The sequence below is a fragment of the Niastella caeni genome, assembly GCF_004834005.1.
GTDB classification, from domain to species: Bacteria; Bacteroidota; Bacteroidia; order Chitinophagales; family Chitinophagaceae; genus Niastella; species Niastella caeni.
The window spans coordinates 760358-781625 of the sequence record NZ_STFF01000002.1; the positions used below are offsets into that span (position 1 = coordinate 760358).

The window sequence follows — 21268 nt, forward strand, 5'->3', positions numbered from 1 at the left end:
TAGCTACATACGTATTATAAATGAATGAAAATTTAAATGTCAAACACACATATTAATTGTTAAAAAAGGAAAAGGCTGCCTTATTTGAGACAGCCTTTCCGGGCGCCTAAAAACAACAGGCTCCTTATTGACCTACAGGACCGTTTTTCCAGTATTTTACATTTTTCCAACGGGTTTCAGACCTGGAGCCGGAGATGTTATACACGCCGCATTTGAAGTAATGCGTTGCATTTCCCCGGTCTGCATAGTTGCCTTTTAATGTGTTGTTCAGATATACATAAATTCTGCCGTTGTCTGCATCATGCTGTACATTAACATGGATCCATTTATTATATGCGCTCGTCATCAATGTTTCATTGTCGTATCGTTTTATAGTGCCGCTGCTGGCTGAATGAATTTTAAGCATGATGGCAGTTGCATGCGTAGATCCGCCGAATACCTGCATAATGTCTGTTCCGGCTGAACCTGAAACAATATATACATCGCCTTCGAACTGATGCCTTCCGGAAGTATAATTATTATTCATCCGCAATTCTGAACGAGGTCCGGTTGAACAGCCTTCATATTGACATTCATCGGCTGGGTAGATCCAAAAACGATGTTCCCCGCCTGAATAACTATACCGGCTCGATTGAGGAAGATTCCAGGGCGATTGTATATTATAGGTGTAGGATGTTTGTGTCCACCCGGCGGTGGGATTGGCTTCTGTATTGATCTGGCGTGTTGAAGTGTCAGGTTGGTTTTCTTCAGTGGACGTTCCTGTTTTTTTGCAACCGCCCAATAATAGTGCAGGTAGTATAAGCGCGCTTATACAGGCTTTTAAGTGTAATCCTTTCATCTGGCAAGTTTTAATGATTAACAGTGTTTATGGCAATCGTAGAAATAGCTGATATGGCAAGATGTAATAAACCAGGCGCCCAAGGTTGTATCTGCGGTTATGGCAGCTATTTATATCTGCTAACAAAATTTAGCAATACGCGAAGTATAAAGTATGCAGTTATTGGCATTTTATTCATTCAGATTACCTTATTTGATATATTCGGTCATGTATGAACGATTTGTGAATATATTACGGAAACGTTTCCGTAGATAAATTGCATCATTTTCTACTATCTAAGTGTCTTGTTTCGTTCATAACAATCTAAAATACTCGATTTGCCATGCAGAAAATCTATTTTCTGCTGTTCATCTTAGTATCGTACCTGGATGTATCAGCACAACAAAAAAAGATCTTCGGTAAAGTCCTTTCTTCGGCCAATGCGCCATTACCGGGGATTAATGTTCAACTTAAGGGGACCAATGTACTTACCTCAACCGACAAAACGGGATACTTTGCCATCATGGTCCCAGACAAAGAAAAAGTGGTGCTTGTATTTTCTTCTGTAGGTTTTGCAACCCAGGAAGTAGAAGTTACCAACACCAGTGATGTGCAGATCGTATTACGGGAAGCTTCCACCGAACTCAGCGATGTGGTGGTAGTTGGTTATGGTACATCACGCAAAAAAGACCTTACAGGATCCGTTGGGTCTGTAGGTATGCAAAGCACAGACAAAACACCGGTGTTCGGTACCGGCCAGTTATTACAGGGCCGGGTAAGCGGCGTGCAGGTAACCCAAACGAATTCGCAGCCGGGTTCCTCTTTTACCGTGCGCATTCGCGGTACCAACTCCATCACGCAAAGCAGTGATCCGTTGTATGTTGTTGATGGGTATGCAGGCGCAGACATTACCGCGCTTAATCCCAACGACATAGCCTCCATGGAAGTACTGAAAGACGCTTCCGCCACGGCCATTTACGGAAGCCGGGGTGCTAACGGCGTTGTAATGATCACTACCCGCAGAGGCGTTGCTGGTAAGCGATCTGTTACCATCGATGCATATACCGGTGTGCAGCAAGTAGCCAACAAATTGGATATGATGGATGCACAGCAGTATGCACGCTTCGTAAATGAAGTGGCTACTAATATGACACCTGCGCTGGCAAAGCCTTACACCGATGCCCAGATCGATGCCATGGGCAAAGGCACCGATTGGCAGGATGAACTGTTCCGCGACGCCCGCATCTCCAATTACAACTTAGGCTTTACAGGTGGTACCAGCGATTCACGCTATTTTCTGAGCATGAACTATTTCAGCCAGGATGGTATCATCATCGGTTCCGATTATAAACGAGGCACACTCCGTTTCAATCTCGACAATAAAGTAAGTGATAAAATTAAAATGGGCCTCAGTTCACAGATCTCATACGAATCGCAATTGCAGGCGAACGTGAATACCACGGGCGGCAGCGGCGGTGGTACTTTACTGGATGCGCTGTTGTCGAGCCCCGTTACACCCGTATACGACAGCGCCGGTAATTTCACTTTCAGGAACGGCCCGCAGCCTTATGCCATAGAAGTAGGCAACCCGGTAGCAGCAGCTACGCTGAACAGCGACAAGAACAAGAACACGCGCATTTTCGCCAACGTGTTTGGTGAATATGAAGTAGTGCGTGGACTGAAGCTGCGAAGCAGTTTCGGTGGTGAATACCGTAACTTCCGCAACGACGTGTTCCGTCCAAGTATCACTTACCTGGGTGCGCAGAACAACGGGTATGCCCAGGTAGTTACTAATAATAACTACAACTGGTTGAATGAAAACACTATTACTTTCGATAAGACATTTGGCTCACATGCCATTAATGCCGTAGCTGGTTTTACTTACCAGGAATTCAAGAACGCTTCTGTTACTTCTACGGTAACAGGATTGTCGACCAATAACCTGAATACAGATAACCTGTCGATCGGTACTGCTGCCGGCCAGTCAAATACCACGCTGAACAGGTTGGCTTCTTTCCTGGGCCGTATCAATTACCGGCTGCTCGACAGGTACCTGTTCACCGTCACATTCCGGGCTGATGGTTCATCACGCTTTGGCGCGCAGAACAAATGGGGTTATTTTCCTTCGGGTGCTTTCGCCTGGCGTGTGAAGCAAGAGGATTTCCTGAAAGATTTCGATGCCATCAGCGACCTGAAATTCCGGGCGAGCTATGGCGCTACCGGTAACCAGGACATTGCTTCCTATTTATCGCAGAAACAATACCGCGCCAACAGTTATGTTTTGAATGGCACCCGCGTAACCGGTTTTGCTCCCGGTAATCTTCCCAATGGCGCCCTTTCGTGGGAAGCAACTAAGGCGTTGGATGCCGGTTTTGATCTCAGCATATTGGGTGGCCGCGTTCAGTTAACCGCCGATTATTATAATAAGAAGACCACTAAATTGTTGTTCGACGTAAACCTGCCTACTACCTCTGGATTCACTGCTATGACGCAGAATATAGGAAGTGTGCAGAACCAGGGGGTTGAACTCGCTATCAACACCGTCAACATCGATAAGAAAGCCATTAAATGGACGACTTCTTTCAATATCTCAGCCAACCGTAACAAGATCCTGGAATTAGGTAGCGTGCCTTATCAATTTACCGGCAACGTAAGTTCCAACCTTTTCCCGGGTGGCGGTCGCTTCTCTTCCATATTGCAGGTAGGAAAACCGATCGGTGAATTCTATGGTTATGTGTTCGACGGTATCTGGCAAAGCACTGCCGATATTACCAAGAGCGGTACCAAACAAAATGTAAAGCCCGGTGATCCTATTTACAGAGACCTCAATGGCGATAGCGCACTGGATGCAACCAACGACAGAACCATCATAGGTCATGCGCTTCCGAAATTCACTTATGGTTTTACCAGCAACCTCACCGTAGGACGATTCAATTTGTTTGTGCTGATCCAGGGAGTGCAGGGGGTTGATATTCTCAATGAGAACAGGATAGAAATGGAGAATGGTGTTCCCTTCGCCAATAAGTTTGCTTACGTTGCTGATCAAAGCTGGCGTGGACCTGGAACCAGCAACACATTGCCCAGTGTAGTTAGCACGTACCGTCGTAACCTTGGTGTAACCAGCGATTTAATTGAGAATGGCAGTTACCTGCGGTTCAAAACAATTACGCTGAGCTATGACCTGCCACTTCCCAAACTGACCTCTGTGTTCAAAACATCGAGCGTTTATATTACCGGGCAGAACATCATCACCATCACCGACTATTCAGGCTACGATCCCGAAGTGAATTCCTATTCCAATTCAGCAGGTAATTACACTTCACTGAATGTTGACTATAATCCTTATCCGAACATTAAAACTTATACAGTGGGTATGAAGCTTGGCTTTTAACCTGCGGGGATCGTATTGCTTACTATAAATGAATTATTATGAAAAAAAGTATCTTTCTTATAGCAGGCGCCGGCCTTATGATGATGGCCTCCTGCAAGAAGCAACTGGAAGAACAAGCCTTTAGCTTCCTTACGCCTTCTAACTTTTATAAGAACGCCGCCGATGCACAAACAGCTATTAACGGAGTGTTCAGCGCTATGCAGACGCAAACGCACTACCAGCGTACAGTATGGCTCATATCGGAATTACCTGCTGATAACCTGGTAGGCATCACTACGCAGGAGCGCGCCGATCTGAACCAGTTTAAATGGACGCCTGCCAATGCTGAGATCTACAACTGGTGGCGCAGCTCTTACCTGATGATCAACCGGGCCAATGATGTGATCAAGTATGTGCCCGGTATTAATATGGACGTTACCAACCGCAACCATATCGTAGGCAATGCAAGGTTTCTGCGGGCGCTGGGTTATTTTGACCTGGTGAGAAATTTTGGCGATGTGCCATTGGTGTTACGTCCTATTGAAACAGCCGGCGATTCGTTGTTGTTCCCTTCCCGGGCCCCGGCTGCAGAAGTGTACAAAACAATCATAGAAGACCTGACATTTGCTGAAGCCAATTGCTTGGCGGAGAATAAAATTCCCAGTGGAAATAAAGGTATGGTATCTTCCGGCGCTGCAGCCACGTTGCTGGGTAAAGTATACCTGCAAAGGGCCAGTACCACATTTGCCGAACCCCAGGATAACCAGAATGCGCTGGCTGCCCTCAACCGGGTGATCGCTTCAAAAGTATACCAGTTGTTGCCGAAATACCAGGATGTATTTGACAATGCAAAGAAAAACGGTAGTGAGCATATCTTCTCTGTGCAGTTCGGACCCGTGGCTACCGGCATCACTTCAAATATCATCTTGCGAATGTTATTTCCAACCCAACTGGGTGGCGCAGCCGCTTTCTTCGCGAACAATAATTTTTTCCAGAATGGTTATTCCACGGCCGACAGCATACGTAAAAACTGGAACATGGCCAACAAGGTAGGAAGTACCAACGTTTCCCCCTTTGTTTACAAATACCGCGACCCATCATATGTGAGCAACAGTAATAACTCTAATGTGAACTGGATCGTGCTGCGATATTCAGATGTGCTGCTGATGCAATCTGAAGCAATGAATAATATCAATCCTTCAGATCCTGCAAAATTCGCAGGTGTTGATTCGGTAAGATCGAGAGCCGGCTTAAAAGATCCGGCACAGCAACTGAACTTCACGAATACGGCTACCCAGGAAGCATTCATCGACAGCCTGGTGAAAGACAGAGCCCGTGAGTTGTTCATTGAAGGACATCGTAGATACGACCTGATCCGGTTGAAGAGATACAAACAGGTGATGCAGGCACTGGGCACCACCGTGCAAGATCATCAGTTCTTGCTGCCCGTACCGCAAACAGAACGGGACATTAACCGGAATCTCGGTCAGAATTTGGGCTACCCACAGTAAATAGCAGTAGGTATAGTCATAGCGACCAACAGGGCCGTCTACCATCTGGTGGGCGGCCTTATGCATTATACAATGCCGTATATGAATGGGAATTCGTGACTAACTGCATTTCTCCTGTAGAAATATACATACTAACTTAGCAGTATCATTGTACCATTAACCAGGGGGCCTTTCCCGGGAAGGGTCGCCTTATCCTTTTCAACCACGCTTCGGCGTGGTTGTTTTTTTGTAACGTAAGAGATGATGTTGGTCAATTTTGGGCTGAATAAATTCAGGTATTTCATCTTGCAATTGGGTGAAAACACCTGTTTTATTTTTCTACTGTACCGCTACCTTTATTTCAAATTTGCTATCATGGGTATGAATTCATGGGTATGCGTACAGGATGCTGGTCACATTTACAATGGACTGGAGGCTGAACAGAATGGATATTTTTGTCCAAAATGTCCTTATGGCGAAGGCATATTGGTAAATGCGCAAGGGCAGTTAACTACTGCAAAGCAATCGCCGGGTGGTATTACCATACACAATAATCCTTCCATTCCCCAGGAAGATCTTGGATTAGCGATCTTATTGCTCGATTGTTCCGGCTCCATGAAAGGATCAGCATTTCCTAATCACCCAACTTCCAAAAAAGATCTGGTTGCCCGCAGTGTTTCGGCTGGTATCTTCTCTCTGTCAGGTAATCCTTTACGGGAATTTGCCTATATATTGATCATCGGCTTCGATCACGAGATTGATGTATTATTACCTTATACCAGTATTCAGGAAATTGTAAACCAGTACCAGGATGCGGCCGGTCTGGAACAAATGCTGCGCGAGAAAATGTCAAAGAAAGAAGGCGCAACCGATATTAACCAGGCGCTGAGTGTAGCTTTTAATTTCACCCAGCAGTTTATCAATTCTTCCATCGCTGCATTAGGAAATTACAAGCCTCGCATTCAGTCAGTGCTGGATGACAATATGCAAAGTCACCAGATACCCAATGTGCGTGTTTTGTTATTCACTGATGGAGAGCATTATCTGGGTGAAGATGACAGAACACTGAACCCAAGTCCCTTCAAGAACCTAAAATATAACGGTAAGCCATTCGATCTGCTCATGAGCGCCTATTACGGCAATAGTGGGGAGAATGGTTACTATCAATTGAAAAGCCTGGTGAGTAAATGTCCGCGTCATCCTTCGCAAGACCAGTTTTTCCTTTTTGATGATCCTTCCAAAGTGGCCAACTTAAAAGGTTTGTTCCGAATGGCCAGCGGCGCCAGTGGTTTTTGTCCGCATTGCCTTGTAGAAAGCGGAACGGCTATAAGAGATATTTAACATCAATTCACCAGGTATGTTTGAACGTTTTTTCATTGGGCTACTGGCCTTGTTTACGCTTTTTGGTAGCCAGGTTGTGGCGCAGCAAACAGATACGGCCCATGAGCCTGGTGATATTCCAGATCAGATCATACTTGCGCCAAATGAATGGGCCATTGATACTGGTGAAGCCATCACTCAACACACAAAAGCACGAAATGCCAAAGCTGTAAGAACAAAGGCCCGGCAGGCGGATACGCTTCTGCCAACGATGATCAGTTTTGGTTTTACTCCACACTTACGGTCGCCATCAAAAGAAGAAATTGAACTGGAGCAAAAGCAGAAGGTTCTGGAGCAGAAGGTTCACCAATTGCAAACCAATGAAAATTGGTTGTGGATGTGGCTTCGCATTACTGCTGTTATTATTTTGGTTATGCTGGTTGTGCTGATCATACTGCAACAAAAAATTAATAAAATGGCAGATAATAAAGCCATGCGGGAACAAATTATCGAATCCTATACAGAAGGTGTAAACGGCTTGGATGCCCTTCTTGTGCAAAGAGGGTTTCTGAATATGCAGAACCTCAATGTGAATGATATTGAGGTGCGAAATAAAATGAAAATAATTAAAGAAAGGATCACTGAGTTAATTGATAAATACCTGAATGAAGATGCCAGTAATAAAGCAAAAGATGCGGAAAGGGATGCCAGCGATGTTCAACGTATAGCCGATCGTGAAAAATTACGGGAAGTGTTGGTGGAAAATCATAAGCTGGCTGAAAAATTACAGCATTACGAAAATTCAGGTCATTTATCCAGTCCTATACAATTTGTTCCTTACACTACCTGGCCTGATCCCCAAACGCATATCAAAACAGAGATCATGTTATCGGCAGGGCCGCGTAAAGATGCCGGCAATGCCGATACAGAACTGGGAGAGGATGTGGCTGGCGTTCTATCCCTGCCCAGGCAAACTTTCTTCTGGTTAATGGATGGAACTTCCGATTGCGCCTCCATTAGCGAAGGCGTTACTCCGCATGAAGAATCACATCTCTTTTCAAGCAGGCTCCTGGCGCAAAGTATTGGTCAGTATGTACAAAGGCATATTGCCAAATGCTTCAACGATCAAATTACCCTCAATACGCTTTTGATGCAGGCCAGGGATTATGTGAAACAGGAATGGACCCAACGTATCAATTCCCTGCCGGCCGATAAAAAGCAAGCGATCAAACAACCTATTATTTCCGGATTAAATCCTTTGTGTTCTACCACGGTCATTATTGGCCGCCTGCTCGATAATGGTAACCTGCATGTGCTGCGGTCGGGCGATTCCAAAGTGTTCCCCTTTGTACAGCGCAATGGCGCCGGAACCATGCTCAAAAACGATTTCCGGTTTACCGGGGACCCAACGTTTGATTACGATCGCATCGCTTTCCGGCTTGATTATAATGAAGCCGCCGACGCCTTTCAGATCAAATGCAATGAAATGAAATGGGCTATTGAAACGGCTGAAGATGTTGATGTAGTATTTGTTTTTACCGACGGTATCGGCAGGGTAGTGGAAGCCCAGCTCAGCAGTAACAACCCCGGTATTGTTGAAGCCATTAAACAAAATATTTCCAGGGTCCCACAAAAAACCTACGACGATAAAACATTGATTGTATTGGAAAGAATAATAAACTCCTGATCTATGCAGGTAATGATTCACGGTAGGTCGGTTGATTATATTTCAGATTTTGACCCGGTAGACATTCAAAGCAATGTGCGAAGGAACTGGAAAGTTTCTGCCGGAGATTATTTTAAATTCCCGGTAAAGGTTGGCGATGCTGATTGTTTTATTAAGCGGTTCGATAAGCACGATAATGACATCTCAGGTTATAAGCTTTTATTGCGCCTGAAAGGAAAGAAGATAACCGGGTTGCCCATTGTTCATGATGTGGTGAGAATTAAAGAAGGGAGCAAGGAAGTCTTATACCTTTTTACAGAATACCTTCCCGGAAATACGCTCGAAAACCTGCAAAGAACCGGATACCGCTTTTTACCTACGAAGTTGTGCGAAGATCTGTTCAGGGCGTTGCAGGGTATTCATAAACTGGGTTATTGGTTTTCTGACTTCGACCCTAAGAACCTGTACCGAACGGATGCCGGCGATTTTTATTTGATCGATCTTGATAGTACATACCCATTGGAAGAACTGCCGCGATCTAAAATGTTTGGTTCAAAAGATTACTGGTCGCCCGTATACAACTATTACCGCCACAAGTTGGGATTTACCAGCGACGAAGTGAAACAATTGAAAGGAGATGCTTTCAATACGCTTCATCTGCTTTATTTCATGTGCCTTTATTCATTTTACCTGTATGAAGACGGGGAAGACCTGACCACCACTACCATTGAAAGATTGAATGATCATTTTAACCGGAAACATAAACTGTTCGCAAGCACACTGCGCTTCTGCTTTTTCAAACAACCGAATTCAACTGTTATACACCAAAAGCCATTAACGCCAGAAATACTGACCAGCTTCATCGATACCTGTTTGTTTCCTGAAAAGAAAGAAGTATTCATTTCCAGTCAGCTCAAAAAAGCAGCGGTTATTCAGCAACCTAAAGTGCTGTTTATTCCCGAAGGAAATAAAACCATATACGAGCCCGGAGAAAAGTATGACCTGGTATGGAATGTCAGCAATGTTGATACTGTTACGCTGAACGGAGATCCGCAATTGTTTTCGGGGAGGAAGAGTTTTGTAGCCGGCGCCAATGCACTCCATACCCTGAAAATTGGTTACCGGCAAAACGGCATCCTTAAATACAGCAATTATTCTGTAACAATAAAAGTAGAACCGAAGCCGGAAATCAAACTCTATGCTTCTGTCAAAAAAGTAAAGGCGGGGAAGGATGTTGTTATTCGATGGGAAGTAAAGAACGGAAAGAATATTGCTCTTTATTTGAATGGAAGTGTTCATAAAAGTAATTGTACAGCTAAAGGATCTCTCCTTGTAACATTACCTTTTGATGATAGTACAGCAGGCCCACAGAGATCTACGTTGATGCTTACGGCAGATTCACAGGAGGCATCTATTCAGTACAATTCAGGGCCATTGGATATTGACGTGGTAAGGGCCGCTAAATTCAATTATGCCTGGATTCTTATTCCCTTGCTTTTTATTGCCTTATTCTTGTTTGCCCTGGGTAAAGGTTGTTCAGACGGTGATTACTCAGCAACCGAAGCAAGCGTAGATTACATGCCTTTAGTTGATTCGGCTGTTGATGATCCAACTGTAGACACTGCAGTAACTGCTCCTGCTATTATTGACAGTGCCCCTCCGCTCGTAGATTCTGCTGTTTATCCTGCCCCAATTCCCGATACGACCATTGCTTCGGCAGACAGTACGGTTAGTGCGGTTTACAAGACAAATAAGGAGAATAATTTCTTTGATGACTTTGATTATAATTATAATGGATGGGAGTTAAAGTCTTCCGCATACGTCAAAAGGAATATAGAGGGGGGGAATCTTAATATAAAAATGCAGAGCGATGGGGCTAGTCTTACCGGAAGAAATTTTACTATCGATCTGGAACAGGATTTTACTATTTCTTCAAGGATGAACAGAGGTGTTGAGCTTTCTTCCGGTACTTATGGTGTTTATTTTTGCGGCAATGATCAGGATACCCGGTTCCATCTTTTTAATATCGATAAAAAAGGAAATTATAATATTTATTCGGTTAATAACGATAGCTGGATCTCTCTTGCCCAGGGCAATACAGCCTATTTTCGTCCCGGCAAGTTTAACATTCTGATCATTGATAAAAAAGGTGATAAGGTTGTCTTTAAAGTCAATGGCGAAATTATACACGAACAGAGCTTTAATATGAGAGATGGCCTTAAGTTTGGTATTTATGCAGATAATAATATAGAACTATATGTAGATTATTTCATTCTTAATGGTTATAGCACGAATTAAACACCGGCGGCGCTGCCAATAAAAGAACTTATATGATGCCAGATGTTTTGTGCCAGCGGAACAAGATGTTTTATATTACCCAGGTTGTCGACAAGCGTTTTTCCCAGTATTTTCAACATGCTTTTCCTGGGTTCTTTCTGTTTTATTTGTTCTTTTAGCTCAGCAATGGCGTCCAGGATATCCTCTTTATTGGAGATCGGCTCCTGGGAAGTATGCAGTTTTTCTAACAGTTCATTAAATAGAACAGACAATTGTTGCAGGTCATGATTTGTGTGAGTGGAGTTGTCGTTGATCGTACTGTTTGCACCAACAGCAATATTTTTGGCGTTCACAGTGCCATTGTTAATTATAATACCGTCATTGTTTCCCATAAAAAAGAATTAAAGGTGAGAAGTTTATTTAGCCTTAGCCTTGCCCGGGTTGCCCGGGTTCATCATATTACGGATGGAAGCGCCGATACCCGCTGATACATTCTGACTGGTAAGTACGCCGCCGCTTTGAACTATAATACCATTGTTCATTACTATGTTTTCCCTGGTCTTGAATTCTTCAGTGCTTATGTTTTTGCTATCCAGGAATTCTGTTATGCCATTGAATATTCTTTTATCAATCGTTTTCAGGAATCTTTCTTTATCGAGCTTTTGAAAATGTTGAAAATACTGCGATTGGCATACCATTTCCCTTATGGAAGAATGTGCGCCATAATCATAGTCGGGAGAAATTTTAACTTCTTTTCTCAGTTTGGCTTCAGGCGATATGCCAAAAAGACTTTTTATCCCTTTCGAAATTTGACCGAAAACATAGCTGACACTTCTAATAGTTTCTACTATCGAGATTAGGAACAACTTTGTCATTAATCTTAAAAAATGTCTGATGCCGGAGTCTTGCTTTATCCGGTCTACTGCCCGGTATTCGTCTTTAATAGGCGGCAACAGGTAATAATTGTTTTCAACAAACAATGTCTTTTCTCCTTTCTTGAAACGCAGGAAGGCGGAAAGCACCAGGTCGCCTTCCCAACCCGTTACCTGGATCATTTTATAGAACCTGGCATTCTCTACGCCATAGTTCATGGCTTTCTTTGTATACTCAGAATTTACTTCCGTTACCGGGTGCCTGAAAATATTAGGTAAGATGTCTTTGTTGTTCCTAAGATCCTTACCATTAAAATAGATCTTGTTCTCTATCGAAAGATTTTCCAGCTTCAACTGTAAAAGTTCCTGCGATACAATGTAATACAACTCGTCTTCCTGGAAACTTTTAGGGGCTAACGTTTGACCCAGATCGGTTTTCCCTTTGTCTATGTCAATTACAAATGACCATCCGCCAACTTCATATCCACAACCTACAAAAGGAGAATAGCCGCTGTAGTACACCACGTTTTTGGTGGTGTTCTCCTGAAGTTGATGGATCAGTTCTTTTTCTGATCCATCATATGAAAAATTGTAATTGAAATTGCCTGTAATGAAATGCTCTTTAATGAACCGTTTGTTATTATAATAGCGGACTAATACCGCTAAAAAAATAATGGTTAAAAACAGTAAGGCAATTGGTAGAAGCGGTAAAGTAAGAATGCAAAGCAGGGAAGGAATAAAGAGTAAAGCATAAAATCTCCGTTCCTTGCTGCGGGCATTGAGTGCGTGTTTTAATAACACAACAGGGTCAAGCCCGGGCGGGTGCACTATTGCCTTATAAGGGTTTTTAACAAAGCTGATTATCTTTTCGCTGAGGCCCGGCGTTAAATAAGCGCTGGCGCATAATTGACGGGTTACATTATTAGACATAGTAATTCAAATGTATTGGCTTTTCAAGACTGAATAACCGGGAAAAACACCCATGTTATTCAATTGAGAAAAAAAGGGTGTTTTAACGGGGAGATGCTGTAACTGATTGGCTCTTTATGGAAATTTCCTTTTTTGCGATCTGATAGGTAAGCCAAAGCTGTATTATGAAAAAATGCTTATTTCTTTTGATGGTTTTGCACTCTCTTTTACCAGATTCGTTTTCACAGGCAAGGCCGCTGCCGGTTATTGACATGCATCTTCATGCAGAGCACGTTAAAAATAAAGGGGAAGCAACGCCCTGTATTGGCGCCCCATTCCGCGATCTTGGCTTCAATGACCCCAAAAATGATTTCGGCCAGGTGTTCGAAACCGCTCTGAAAACAAATAGTTGGTCCGACCATTGTCTTCCTTCACCGCGTTCAAATGATTCATTAAAGCTGCTTACGGTAGCCGCGATGAAGAATAATAATGTATATGGCGTAACCAGCGGTGATATAGAAACCGTAAGGCAATGGAAGAAAGAAGCGCCCGATAGGATCATTCCTTCGGTGTATTGGAATTTTAACAGTGCCCAACAATGGGGACTAACGGTTGACTCCCTGGAAAAGATTTTCAAGTCAGGAGAATTTAAAGTGTTTGGAGAAATCACAATACAATATGAAGGCTATTCTCCCAGTGACTCTTCTTTTGCTCCTTACCTGGAAATGGCTGAACGGCTTGACATTCCCGTTGGCATTCATATTGGATGTGGTCCGCCAGGAGCGCCTTATATGGGCACTACCCGGTACAGGGCGCGCCTGCATAGTGCATTGGGGTTAGAAGAAGCGTTGTTACAACATCCCAAATTGAGGGTATATGCCATGCACGCCGGCTGGCCAATGATAGATGATATGCTGGCCACTTTATATACGCATCCACAATTACATGTTGACCTGGCAGCCATCTGCTTCATGCTTCCAAAAAAAGAGTTCTATTATTACCTGGAGCGATTAGTGAACGCCGGGTTTGGCAAACGGATCATGTTCGGTTCTGATAACATGATCTGGCCGGGCGCTATTGAAGCCGGTATACAAACCATTAAGCAGGCAAAGTTTCTTACCGAAAGCCAAAGGCGGGATATCTTGTTTAATAATGCTGCACGGTTTTTACGATTGACGGAATCGGAAATAAAAAAAATGCATTGACTCGCTTCCTGCAATTACGGGTTTTATTTCCTATAAGGTAAACGAGCATCAACTGAAAAACGTCCGGCCCCGGAGTAGATCAATGCTCCTGTCATACCAATAACAAGCAAAAAGAATTCCATCCCTTCCGTTTTTTGATTACCAAACCAGTTCATAAAGAAATAACCGGTAAAATGGGTCAGGATGATGCCTGCCATTACTATTGCAATTGCAATGCTCCAAAGGCGAACGGCGAAGCCTAATAAAAGAGCGAGGGGACCAAAAAACTCAATTAGAATTACCAGGAAGCCTATAATCCAGGGTAGTTTAACCGTTTCAGTAAAATAGGCCATCGTGCCACTAAAGCCAAAACCGCCAAACCAGCCGACTAATTTCTGGGCGCCATGCGGAAAAAGAACGAAGGCAAGAAAAAGACGCAATAAAAACGGAGCGATAGATTGGTCCGTTGAAAATAATATTCTCTTCATTTTCTATAATTGTTGATACAAAATTTGAAGAAAAATGAAGGCCAGCCAATCACCTATGGTAAGAAATTGAATTAACCTATGTTAACAAGCAGGGTAGGTGAGGATATTATTTATCTTTTCTCTGCGCCTGTGACCTAATGCGGCTTAAGCTCTGTGGCGTAATGCCAAGGTACGAAGCTATTTGATTATCAGGTACTCTTTGTTCAATCTGCGGGTATTGAATAGTAAATTCCACGTATCTCTCTGAAGCGTTTTTAATAAGAGAGGAAGCGACCCTATTAGTGGCTGCTATAAACGCATTTTGAATGATTATGCGGAAATGGCGTTCCATTTTTGGTACTTTTTCATAGAGCGCTTCCAGGTTGGGTTTGGTTATTTGAAATACTTCGGTGTCTTCCAGGCAATCGATATAGTATTTGGAAGGCGCTTCAGTCAGAAAACTATAGAGGTCCCCTATCCACCAACCCTCAAGTCCAAATTGAATCACGTGTTCCTGTCCTTTTTCATCCACTTCATAAGTTCTGGTAAGCCCCTTAACAATAAACGTTTCATGCCGGGTAATTTCACCTTCCTGCATTATGTACTGTCGTTTGCGAAAGGTTTTGAAGGAAAACAGCGATGCAATTGCGTTTACTTCCGCTTCCGTCAACGTAACATATTTACTTAATGAGCTAACCAGAGAATTAAGCATAGAATATTCCATTCTCCTGCCAATATCGTGAAAATCAGTTTAATTCTTGTATGATATTTATTGAGTATATTTGCCTGGGTTTTCCCCGGACTATAACATCTTCTCTTCTCTATTCTCCGCAAAGTTCTAATCAAATCGGTTACACTATAAGATCATGATTTGTACTTTAAATGATAACTATCGTTTCAAAATTTTTATTGAACATTTAAAAGTACATTATGCAAAAAGTATGGTTATTGATCCCGATTGGTTTGTTGTGTTTTTATATGTCTATATCTGCCCAAAATGTCAATACAGACTCTCTCTCCTTGGTTACGAAGATTAGCGAAGATCAATTGAAGCTGGAAAAGCTACAAAGTCAGCTTGAACGAAAAACAAAGAATAAACAAGAGGCTGCTGCGGAGGCCCAGCGATCTGCAAATAAAAACTCGAAAGCAGCAGATAAATTAAGCGCTAATCCTGATAGTAAGAAACTGGCAAGAAAAGCTAATAAGAAAGCCAGTGAGGCCAGGCGTGATGCCAGGGATGCAAGGAAAGAATCAGACCGATTGGATAAATTACACAAGGATATCCAGGGCTTAAAGAATAAGATAGCTGAAAATCAGGTCAAATTAAATAAGTATGTACAGCAGGGAAGGGCTGGTCGCCCATAGTAGTTTTGATTGGCTTTACCACTTTACAAACTCACCCGCTGTTTTGTAGCAGCCGATTTATAAATGGCTTCTACAATACGAATGTCGCGCAGGCCTTCTTCTCCCGGCACCAGCATGGGTTTCTTTTCAAGAATGCTTATGGCATCATCATCCATTTGTTTGGCCTGCTGATAGGGAATATTGTAGGGATGATGAATAGTGCCCAGCGGGCTCGTTGCCTTTTGTCCATTGTAAGAAGAATAAGGTTGTACCTTTATTTCTCCTTTTTCACAGGTAATATCGAGGAAGTTGACATTTTCTCCAAAGCTGGTTTTAATATTGGCCATTACGCCGCCGGGAAATTCCAGTGTGGCGATGGTTGTTTCATCCAGCCCATTTTTATAGATCTCCGGCCGCGTGGTGGAAGTTTGCGCCGATACAATGGCAACGGGTTCCATATTGGTGCCCAGCCTTGCTCCCTGTATGGCGTAAACGCCCATATCATATAAAACGCCGCCGCCCATTTCTTTTTTCTGCTTCCAGTGGTCGGTGCGATTATCGCGGTAACCTGCCGCACAATTCACTTTAATGACTTTTCCCAGTTGCTTCTCTTTCACAATACGGCGCCATTCCTGGGTATTCGGCTCATGATGCAAACGGTAACCTATTGCCAGCGATTTTTTGTTGGTTTGGCAGGCTTTGATCATAGCGCTGCATTCCGCTTCTGTCATTGCCATAGGTTTTTCGCACCAAACATGTTTGCCGGCATTGGCTGCCCTGATCACATACTCTTTATGCATTGATGGTGGAAGAACCACGTATACCACATCAATATCAGGATTATTAGCGATAGTATCGAAATTCTGGTAGTTATAAATGTTCTTATCGGGAATGTTGTATTTCTGCTTCCAGGCTTCCGCTTTGGCCGGCGTACCCGTAACAATACCTGCCAGGTAACAATGTTTTGTTTGCAGCAGGGCAGGCGCTAATAGGTCGGTGCTGTAATAACCCAGACCAACAAGCGCCACACCGATTTTATCTTTCTTACGGCGGGTGCCGGTGAGTATTATTTGGGGAGAAAGTAACAGGATGCCGCCGCCGGCAGCAATCGTTTTAATCACACGTCTACGTGAAACAGTACTCATTGTAGCAGGATTTGAAGGTTTATAATAATGGCGCACCACTGGTTGTGTGGCGACATACTGAAGTTAAGACTTTTTTATGTGGATGCTTCAAGGCTTTAATCCATTATATTTTCGAATAAGTTCCCTTGTTTTCAAACCCGACTGTTTCAGGTCTTTTGTATTCCAGTTTCCCGTCGATGAAGCGGTGGGCAATAAAACGGAGCAGGTTTCATCTTTGTCAGATACTGACCACGTTATCCAACTGATCTTGTTTTTCTCCGCCCAGGTGATCCATGCATTCCATTCAGTTTCATTGAGCGGACCATTTCCTGTGGCTTCCATACCGGCTGACTCCGAGATAAAAATCGGTAATCCTTTTTTAAGGGCATAGTCACCTCTGTCCCGCAGTTGTTGCTTATGGGTCCCTGCATAAAAGTGAAGCGTGTACATCAGGTTATCGAACCCTTTAATAGGATCATCGGCAACCAGATGAACATCCTGGTCCCAATGCGGCGAACCAACGAGAATGACATTGTCCGGATCGATCGCCCTGATCGTTTTAATGAGTTCAATTGAATAAGCTTTCACCTCAGCCCACGATTGCTGTTCGGGCTCATTAAAAATTTCGTAAATGATATTAGGCTGCTTACCGTACTCTGTAGCTATTTCAGTAAAGAATTTTTTGGCTTCTTCCTGCCTTATATTGTGGCTATGCCAGTCAACGATCACATAAATACCTTCTTTAATAGCAGCATCGATCACTGCTTTAATTGTTTCCTTCCCCCAGGCTGGTTTATTTATATAACCATGTTCAGGTTCTACTCCCATGGCAGCCCGTACAATATTGCAGCCCCAATCTTTTTTTAACCAGCTTACAGTTCCTGCATTATAAAATCGCGGCCACCAGTTATGCCAGCCAAAACTCATTCCGCGCAGCACAACGGGTTGGCCCTTTTCATTGACAAGATTAATACCTGACACTTTCAACCGGCCATTTTCTTTTACAGGTTGTGCGAACCCAATCGAAAAAATAAAAATGAGCGACAGGGCTGAATACATTTTTTTCATATCCACAAGCTTTGACATATAAGTTGCAATAATTTATTAAGTTAAAGAGAAATAGAGCAATAAAAGCTGATAAATGGATAAAAAAGTAATAAAATGAAGAAAACAAACCATCTGTCGCGGAGCCACCACCACATATATTCCTGCAGGTTATTTATCTGCTTTCATTCTATCGTTTTTTCTAGATACCGATTCAATTGAATAAACCTTCCCGTTGATCATGGTGATAATAATAAATATGTTGGCACTCCCTTATTGTCCCCAGGCAGTAACCACTAAGTTTCTTTGTCCGCCATGGTTACGGTGTTCACATAAGTAAATGCCTTGCCAGGTTCCGAGAGCTAATTGTCCGTTGCTGATCGGTATCAATACAGAACTTCCTAACAATGATGCTTTCAGGTGTGCCGGCATATCATCCGATCCTTCATAATCGTGTTTATAAGCAGGGTCGTTTTCTTTTACTGTTTTATTGAAGAAAGTCTCAAAATCTATACGAACAGTCGGGTCTGCATTTTCATTAATGGTAAGCGAGGCCGATGTATGCAGAATAAATACCTGGCAAAGACCTTTTGTGATATTACCTATTTCCGGTAAAGCACGCACTACGTCCCGCGTTATCAAATGGAAACCTCTTGCTCTTTCGGGTAATGAGATCATTTGCTGGTAAATATGCATAACCTTATTGTTTATTATTTTTACAAATTTGCATAATGTTTTGAACTATGACACCTACGGCAAAAAATATCCTCATTATCAATGGCTCTCTCCGGGGAGTAAACAGTAATTCGGGCGCAGTGGCAAAAGAGGCAGCCCATCTCCTGGTAAATGAAGGAAAGCAACAGGTAACCCTGTTAACGCTTACCGATCCCCAGCCAACAATTCGGGAAGTGTACGACCTGCTGGCTGGTTGTGACGGTTTCCTGGTGGTGACCGGTGTATACTGGAATAACTGGAGTTCGGCTTTGCAGCGTTTTGTTGAAGTAACCACTGCTTTTGAAAATACGCCTGCTTTTTTCGGTAAGCCGGTTGCCTGTGCGGTGACCATGGATTCGGTGGGTGGCATTGAAGTAGCGGCAAGGCTGCAGGCCGTGTTTGGAGGCCTGGGTTGTTGGAGTCCGCCCTGTTCAACAGTGGTGCTGTCGCGAACAGGGCAGGAGGCGATGGAAGCCTCGGTTGGTAAGGAAGAGGATCCGAATGAAGATGTTTGGCGCCTGGATGACCTGCATATAGTTTTGCAAAATCTTGTTACCGCCGCTGCTATGCCCCGCAACAACTGGGTTGCCTGGCCGCATACAGAACTCATTATTCCCGATGGTCCCTGGCCCGATAAGGGGCCGCTCGACATGGGTACGCCCAGGTTTATCCGTTAAATACATATTCTGTTAACTGAGATTTATTCTTTCGCAATAAAACGGGCAGTTCATCGTTAGGTGTCGAAACCAGGGCTTCGCATAATCTTCAACCGATATATTAGCGTTTTATTACCTTTGGCATCGTAGGAAAAAAGTTTCAGGCACAACAATCTTTGTATACCTTAAAATTCCCTTGAACTAACATGTTAAAAACCTGTTTATTACTGGCTGCAACGGCCCTGAGTCTTTGTGCCTGGTCTCAAAAACAATCGATCACCTGGGGTGATGAATTCAAACTTAGAAAAGGAAGCACCAGCGTTAATGTTGTGTACACCGATGCAAGTGGTGTATACCTGGAGGAAGGTCACCTTGCCTTGAAATCTTATTACGTTATTGGCGCTTCCGCACGCCAGTCTGCTTCCCTGGTGAAATTAGATAAGAACCTGCAGGAAGTATACAGAAGCGATTTCAATAAAGAATTGAGAGGAAAAGAATTCGAAACATTCTTTGCATTCCGCGACAAGTTATTGATCATCGCTACCGATTATAATAAAAGTGATAGAGCTCTTGAAGTGTATGCGGCTGAAGTTGATAAATCATCAGGCGAGCTCACCGAATCCTTTAAGCTAATGACGAGCTTGCTGAAAGAAGAAAAGAAAGATGAAATAAGTTTCAAGCTGATACCAAATGCAGACACCTCAAAGATCGTTTGCATCAGCACGGTGTCTGGGAAAGAAAAAAATACTTACCAGGTACAGGAGTTCGATAAAACGCTGAGATCTACTACCAAGCCGGCCATTATTACAAATGAGTTTGAAGCCAAGACTTACCAATTGGAAGATGTATTATATACTGCCGACAGGAAAATAATTCTGGTAGGCCGGGTATTTGAATACCAGGAGGGTAAGAAAAAGAAAGATAAATTCCTGGATTTTGCCAATTACAATATCCGTATCTATAATGATAAGGGCAAACAGGTGAGCGAGATCAATACCAATATCAATGGCAAATGGCTCACCAATACCAAACTGATGATGAGTAAAGGGAAAGACCTGGTGTTGGCCAGTTTCTACAGCAAGGAAAAGAAAGGCGCTACCAACGGGTTGTTGGTTCAACGCATCGATCCTTCTACAGGCCAGGTGATCAGCACTGCTGAAAAAGAAATTAATTACTCCATGCTGACCGAAGAAGGAGCCGAAGAAGATAAGGATGATGATAAAGACAGTGACAGCAAAGCGGAAAGAAAGGAACGGGAAAAGCTCGCAAAGATCAAAGATGAAGGCGAAGGCTTCTCCAAATACATGAGGTTCCGTAACATTTTTTATACTTCTGATAACGGGTTGGTCCTCCTGGCTGAGAATTATCACCAATACACGTATACTACTTCATCTTATTCACCTGGTACCAATGGAATGCCTGGCCGGTGGACTTACTATACCAATTATGTATATGAATGTGGTGAGCTTATGATGTGTAAGATCGATGCAAGTAATAATATTGGTTGGTTAGAAATTATACCCAAAGCGCAGCGTGAGGTTATCCGTACAAACGATGGTTCAAGCGCAGGCGGGCTCAGTATTAGATTCGGTGGTTTTTTTGAGTCGGGCTCACGACCCTTTTATGCAGGTTTTGGTGCTATTCAGGCCAAAAACCAGATCAACATCGTTTTCAATGACAATCCGAAAAACGCCGATGTGCTGAAACCTGGGCAGAAAGTGAGAGGCATTGCAGGTTTCAGGAATTCTGATTGCTTTATTGTTACTTTAGATGAGGTAACGGGAAAATACCAGCGTAAGCTGTTTTTCTCCAATTCAGAAGTTCCCACGGCCATGCCTCGCCACGGTTCGGTAATTGGCCAGGAAATGTACATTGTGGGTAAAACCGATCGTTTATTCGGTAAAACAAAACTGGCTGTAGGAAAGATTGCGTCGAATTAGATAACTTATCTTAGTATATATGATAATATAAAACCCGCTCAGGAAGCGGGTTTTTGTTATTTATAGGGTGGCTT

Annotated in this window: 17 protein-coding genes; 9 read left to right on the top strand and 8 right to left on the bottom strand. The window is 43.2% G+C overall.

The window, feature by feature from the left end:
- Positions 1 to 124 precede the first annotated feature (124 nt).
- Complete coding sequence (locus FAM09_RS10560) at positions 125 to 838, bottom strand: polysaccharide lyase family 7 protein (protein ID WP_136577052.1); 714 nt, start codon at positions 836 to 838, stop codon at positions 125 to 127.
- A gap of 322 nt (positions 839 to 1160) precedes the next feature.
- On the opposite strand from FAM09_RS10560, the gene FAM09_RS10565 reads away from it, so the two are divergent.
- From FAM09_RS10565 to FAM09_RS10585, 5 genes are all read left to right on the top strand, one after another.
- Complete coding sequence (locus FAM09_RS10565; RefSeq protein WP_136577053.1) at positions 1161 to 4208, top strand: SusC/RagA family TonB-linked outer membrane protein; 3048 nt, start codon at positions 1161 to 1163, stop codon at positions 4206 to 4208.
- 38 nt (positions 4209 to 4246) lie between these two features.
- A complete protein-coding gene (locus FAM09_RS10570) occupies positions 4247 to 5698 on the top strand; it encodes a RagB/SusD family nutrient uptake outer membrane protein (protein ID WP_136577054.1) in 1452 nt (483 codons plus the stop codon).
- Between the two features lie 360 nt (positions 5699 to 6058).
- Complete coding sequence (locus FAM09_RS10575; RefSeq protein ID WP_208025534.1) at positions 6059 to 7018, top strand: vWA domain-containing protein; 960 nt, start codon at positions 6059 to 6061, stop codon at positions 7016 to 7018.
- Positions 7019 to 7034: 16 nt separating this feature from the next.
- Positions 7035 to 8684 (top strand): PP2C family serine/threonine-protein phosphatase, encoded by a 1650-nt coding sequence (locus tag FAM09_RS10580; RefSeq protein ID WP_136577056.1) that lies wholly within the window; start codon positions 7035 to 7037, stop codon positions 8682 to 8684.
- A 3-nt stretch (positions 8685 to 8687) separates the two neighbouring features.
- Entirely contained in the window at positions 8688 to 10961 is a 2274-nt protein-coding gene (locus FAM09_RS10585; RefSeq protein ID WP_136577057.1) for a hypothetical protein, read from the top strand.
- Here the strand turns inward: FAM09_RS10585 and FAM09_RS10590 are convergent.
- On the bottom strand, positions 10958 to 11332 hold the full coding sequence (locus tag FAM09_RS10590; RefSeq protein WP_136577058.1) for a hypothetical protein: 375 nt from the start codon (positions 11330 to 11332) through the stop codon (positions 10958 to 10960). The genes FAM09_RS10585 and FAM09_RS10590 overlap by 4 nt on opposite strands.
- A 24-nt stretch (positions 11333 to 11356) precedes the next feature.
- A complete protein-coding gene (locus FAM09_RS10595; RefSeq protein WP_136577059.1) occupies positions 11357 to 12742 on the bottom strand; it encodes a hypothetical protein in 1386 nt (461 codons plus the stop codon).
- 164 nt (positions 12743 to 12906) lie between these two features.
- Between FAM09_RS10595 and FAM09_RS10600 the strand changes: the two genes are divergently transcribed.
- Positions 12907 to 13926, top strand: a complete 1020-nt coding sequence (locus FAM09_RS10600) for an amidohydrolase family protein (protein ID WP_136577060.1) — start codon at positions 12907 to 12909, stop codon at positions 13924 to 13926.
- 23 nt (positions 13927 to 13949) lie between these two features.
- Here FAM09_RS10600 and FAM09_RS10605 read toward each other — a convergent pair whose 3' ends face one another.
- Positions 13950 to 14393 carry a DoxX family protein gene (locus FAM09_RS10605; protein ID WP_136577061.1) on the bottom strand — a complete coding sequence of 148 codons (444 nt, stop codon included), beginning with the start codon at positions 14391 to 14393 and terminating at the stop codon, positions 13950 to 13952.
- A 106-nt stretch (positions 14394 to 14499) separates the two neighbouring features.
- Positions 14500 to 15084 (bottom strand): Crp/Fnr family transcriptional regulator, encoded by a 585-nt coding sequence (locus FAM09_RS10610; protein ID WP_166437088.1) that lies wholly within the window; start codon positions 15082 to 15084, stop codon positions 14500 to 14502.
- 218 nt (positions 15085 to 15302) lie between these two features.
- Here FAM09_RS10610 and FAM09_RS10615 point away from each other — a divergent pair, with 218 nt between their 5' ends.
- Positions 15303 to 15737: a hypothetical protein gene (locus tag FAM09_RS10615; protein ID WP_136577063.1), complete on the top strand. Its 435-nt coding sequence runs from the start codon at positions 15303 to 15305 to the stop codon at positions 15735 to 15737.
- A 23-nt stretch (positions 15738 to 15760) separates the two neighbouring features.
- On the opposite strand, the gene FAM09_RS10620 is transcribed toward FAM09_RS10615, so the two are convergent.
- The 3 genes from FAM09_RS10620 to FAM09_RS10630 all read right to left on the bottom strand — a co-directional run bounded on the left by FAM09_RS10620 (position 15761) and on the right by FAM09_RS10630 (position 18580).
- Positions 15761 to 16861, bottom strand: coding sequence for a Gfo/Idh/MocA family protein (locus FAM09_RS10620; RefSeq protein WP_136577064.1), 1101 nt, complete (start codon positions 16859 to 16861; stop codon positions 15761 to 15763).
- 87 nt (positions 16862 to 16948) lie between these two features.
- The gene (locus FAM09_RS10625) at positions 16949 to 17908 is read right to left on the bottom strand and encodes a glycoside hydrolase family 5 protein (protein ID WP_208025535.1); all 960 of its coding nucleotides are present in this window, start codon (positions 17906 to 17908) and stop codon (positions 16949 to 16951) included.
- 249 nt (positions 17909 to 18157) lie between these two features.
- Positions 18158 to 18580 (bottom strand): secondary thiamine-phosphate synthase enzyme YjbQ, encoded by a 423-nt coding sequence (locus FAM09_RS10630; protein ID WP_136577066.1) that lies wholly within the window; start codon positions 18578 to 18580, stop codon positions 18158 to 18160.
- Positions 18581 to 18627: 47 nt separating this feature from the next.
- On the opposite strand from FAM09_RS10630, the gene FAM09_RS10635 reads away from it, so the two are divergent.
- Positions 18628 to 19275: an NAD(P)H-dependent oxidoreductase gene (locus FAM09_RS10635; RefSeq protein WP_136577067.1), complete on the top strand. Its 648-nt coding sequence runs from the start codon at positions 18628 to 18630 to the stop codon at positions 19273 to 19275.
- A 185-nt stretch (positions 19276 to 19460) separates the two neighbouring features.
- Positions 19461 to 21194 (top strand): hypothetical protein, encoded by a 1734-nt coding sequence (locus FAM09_RS10640; protein WP_136577068.1) that lies wholly within the window; start codon positions 19461 to 19463, stop codon positions 21192 to 21194.
- Positions 21195 to 21268: the final 74 nt, after the last annotated feature.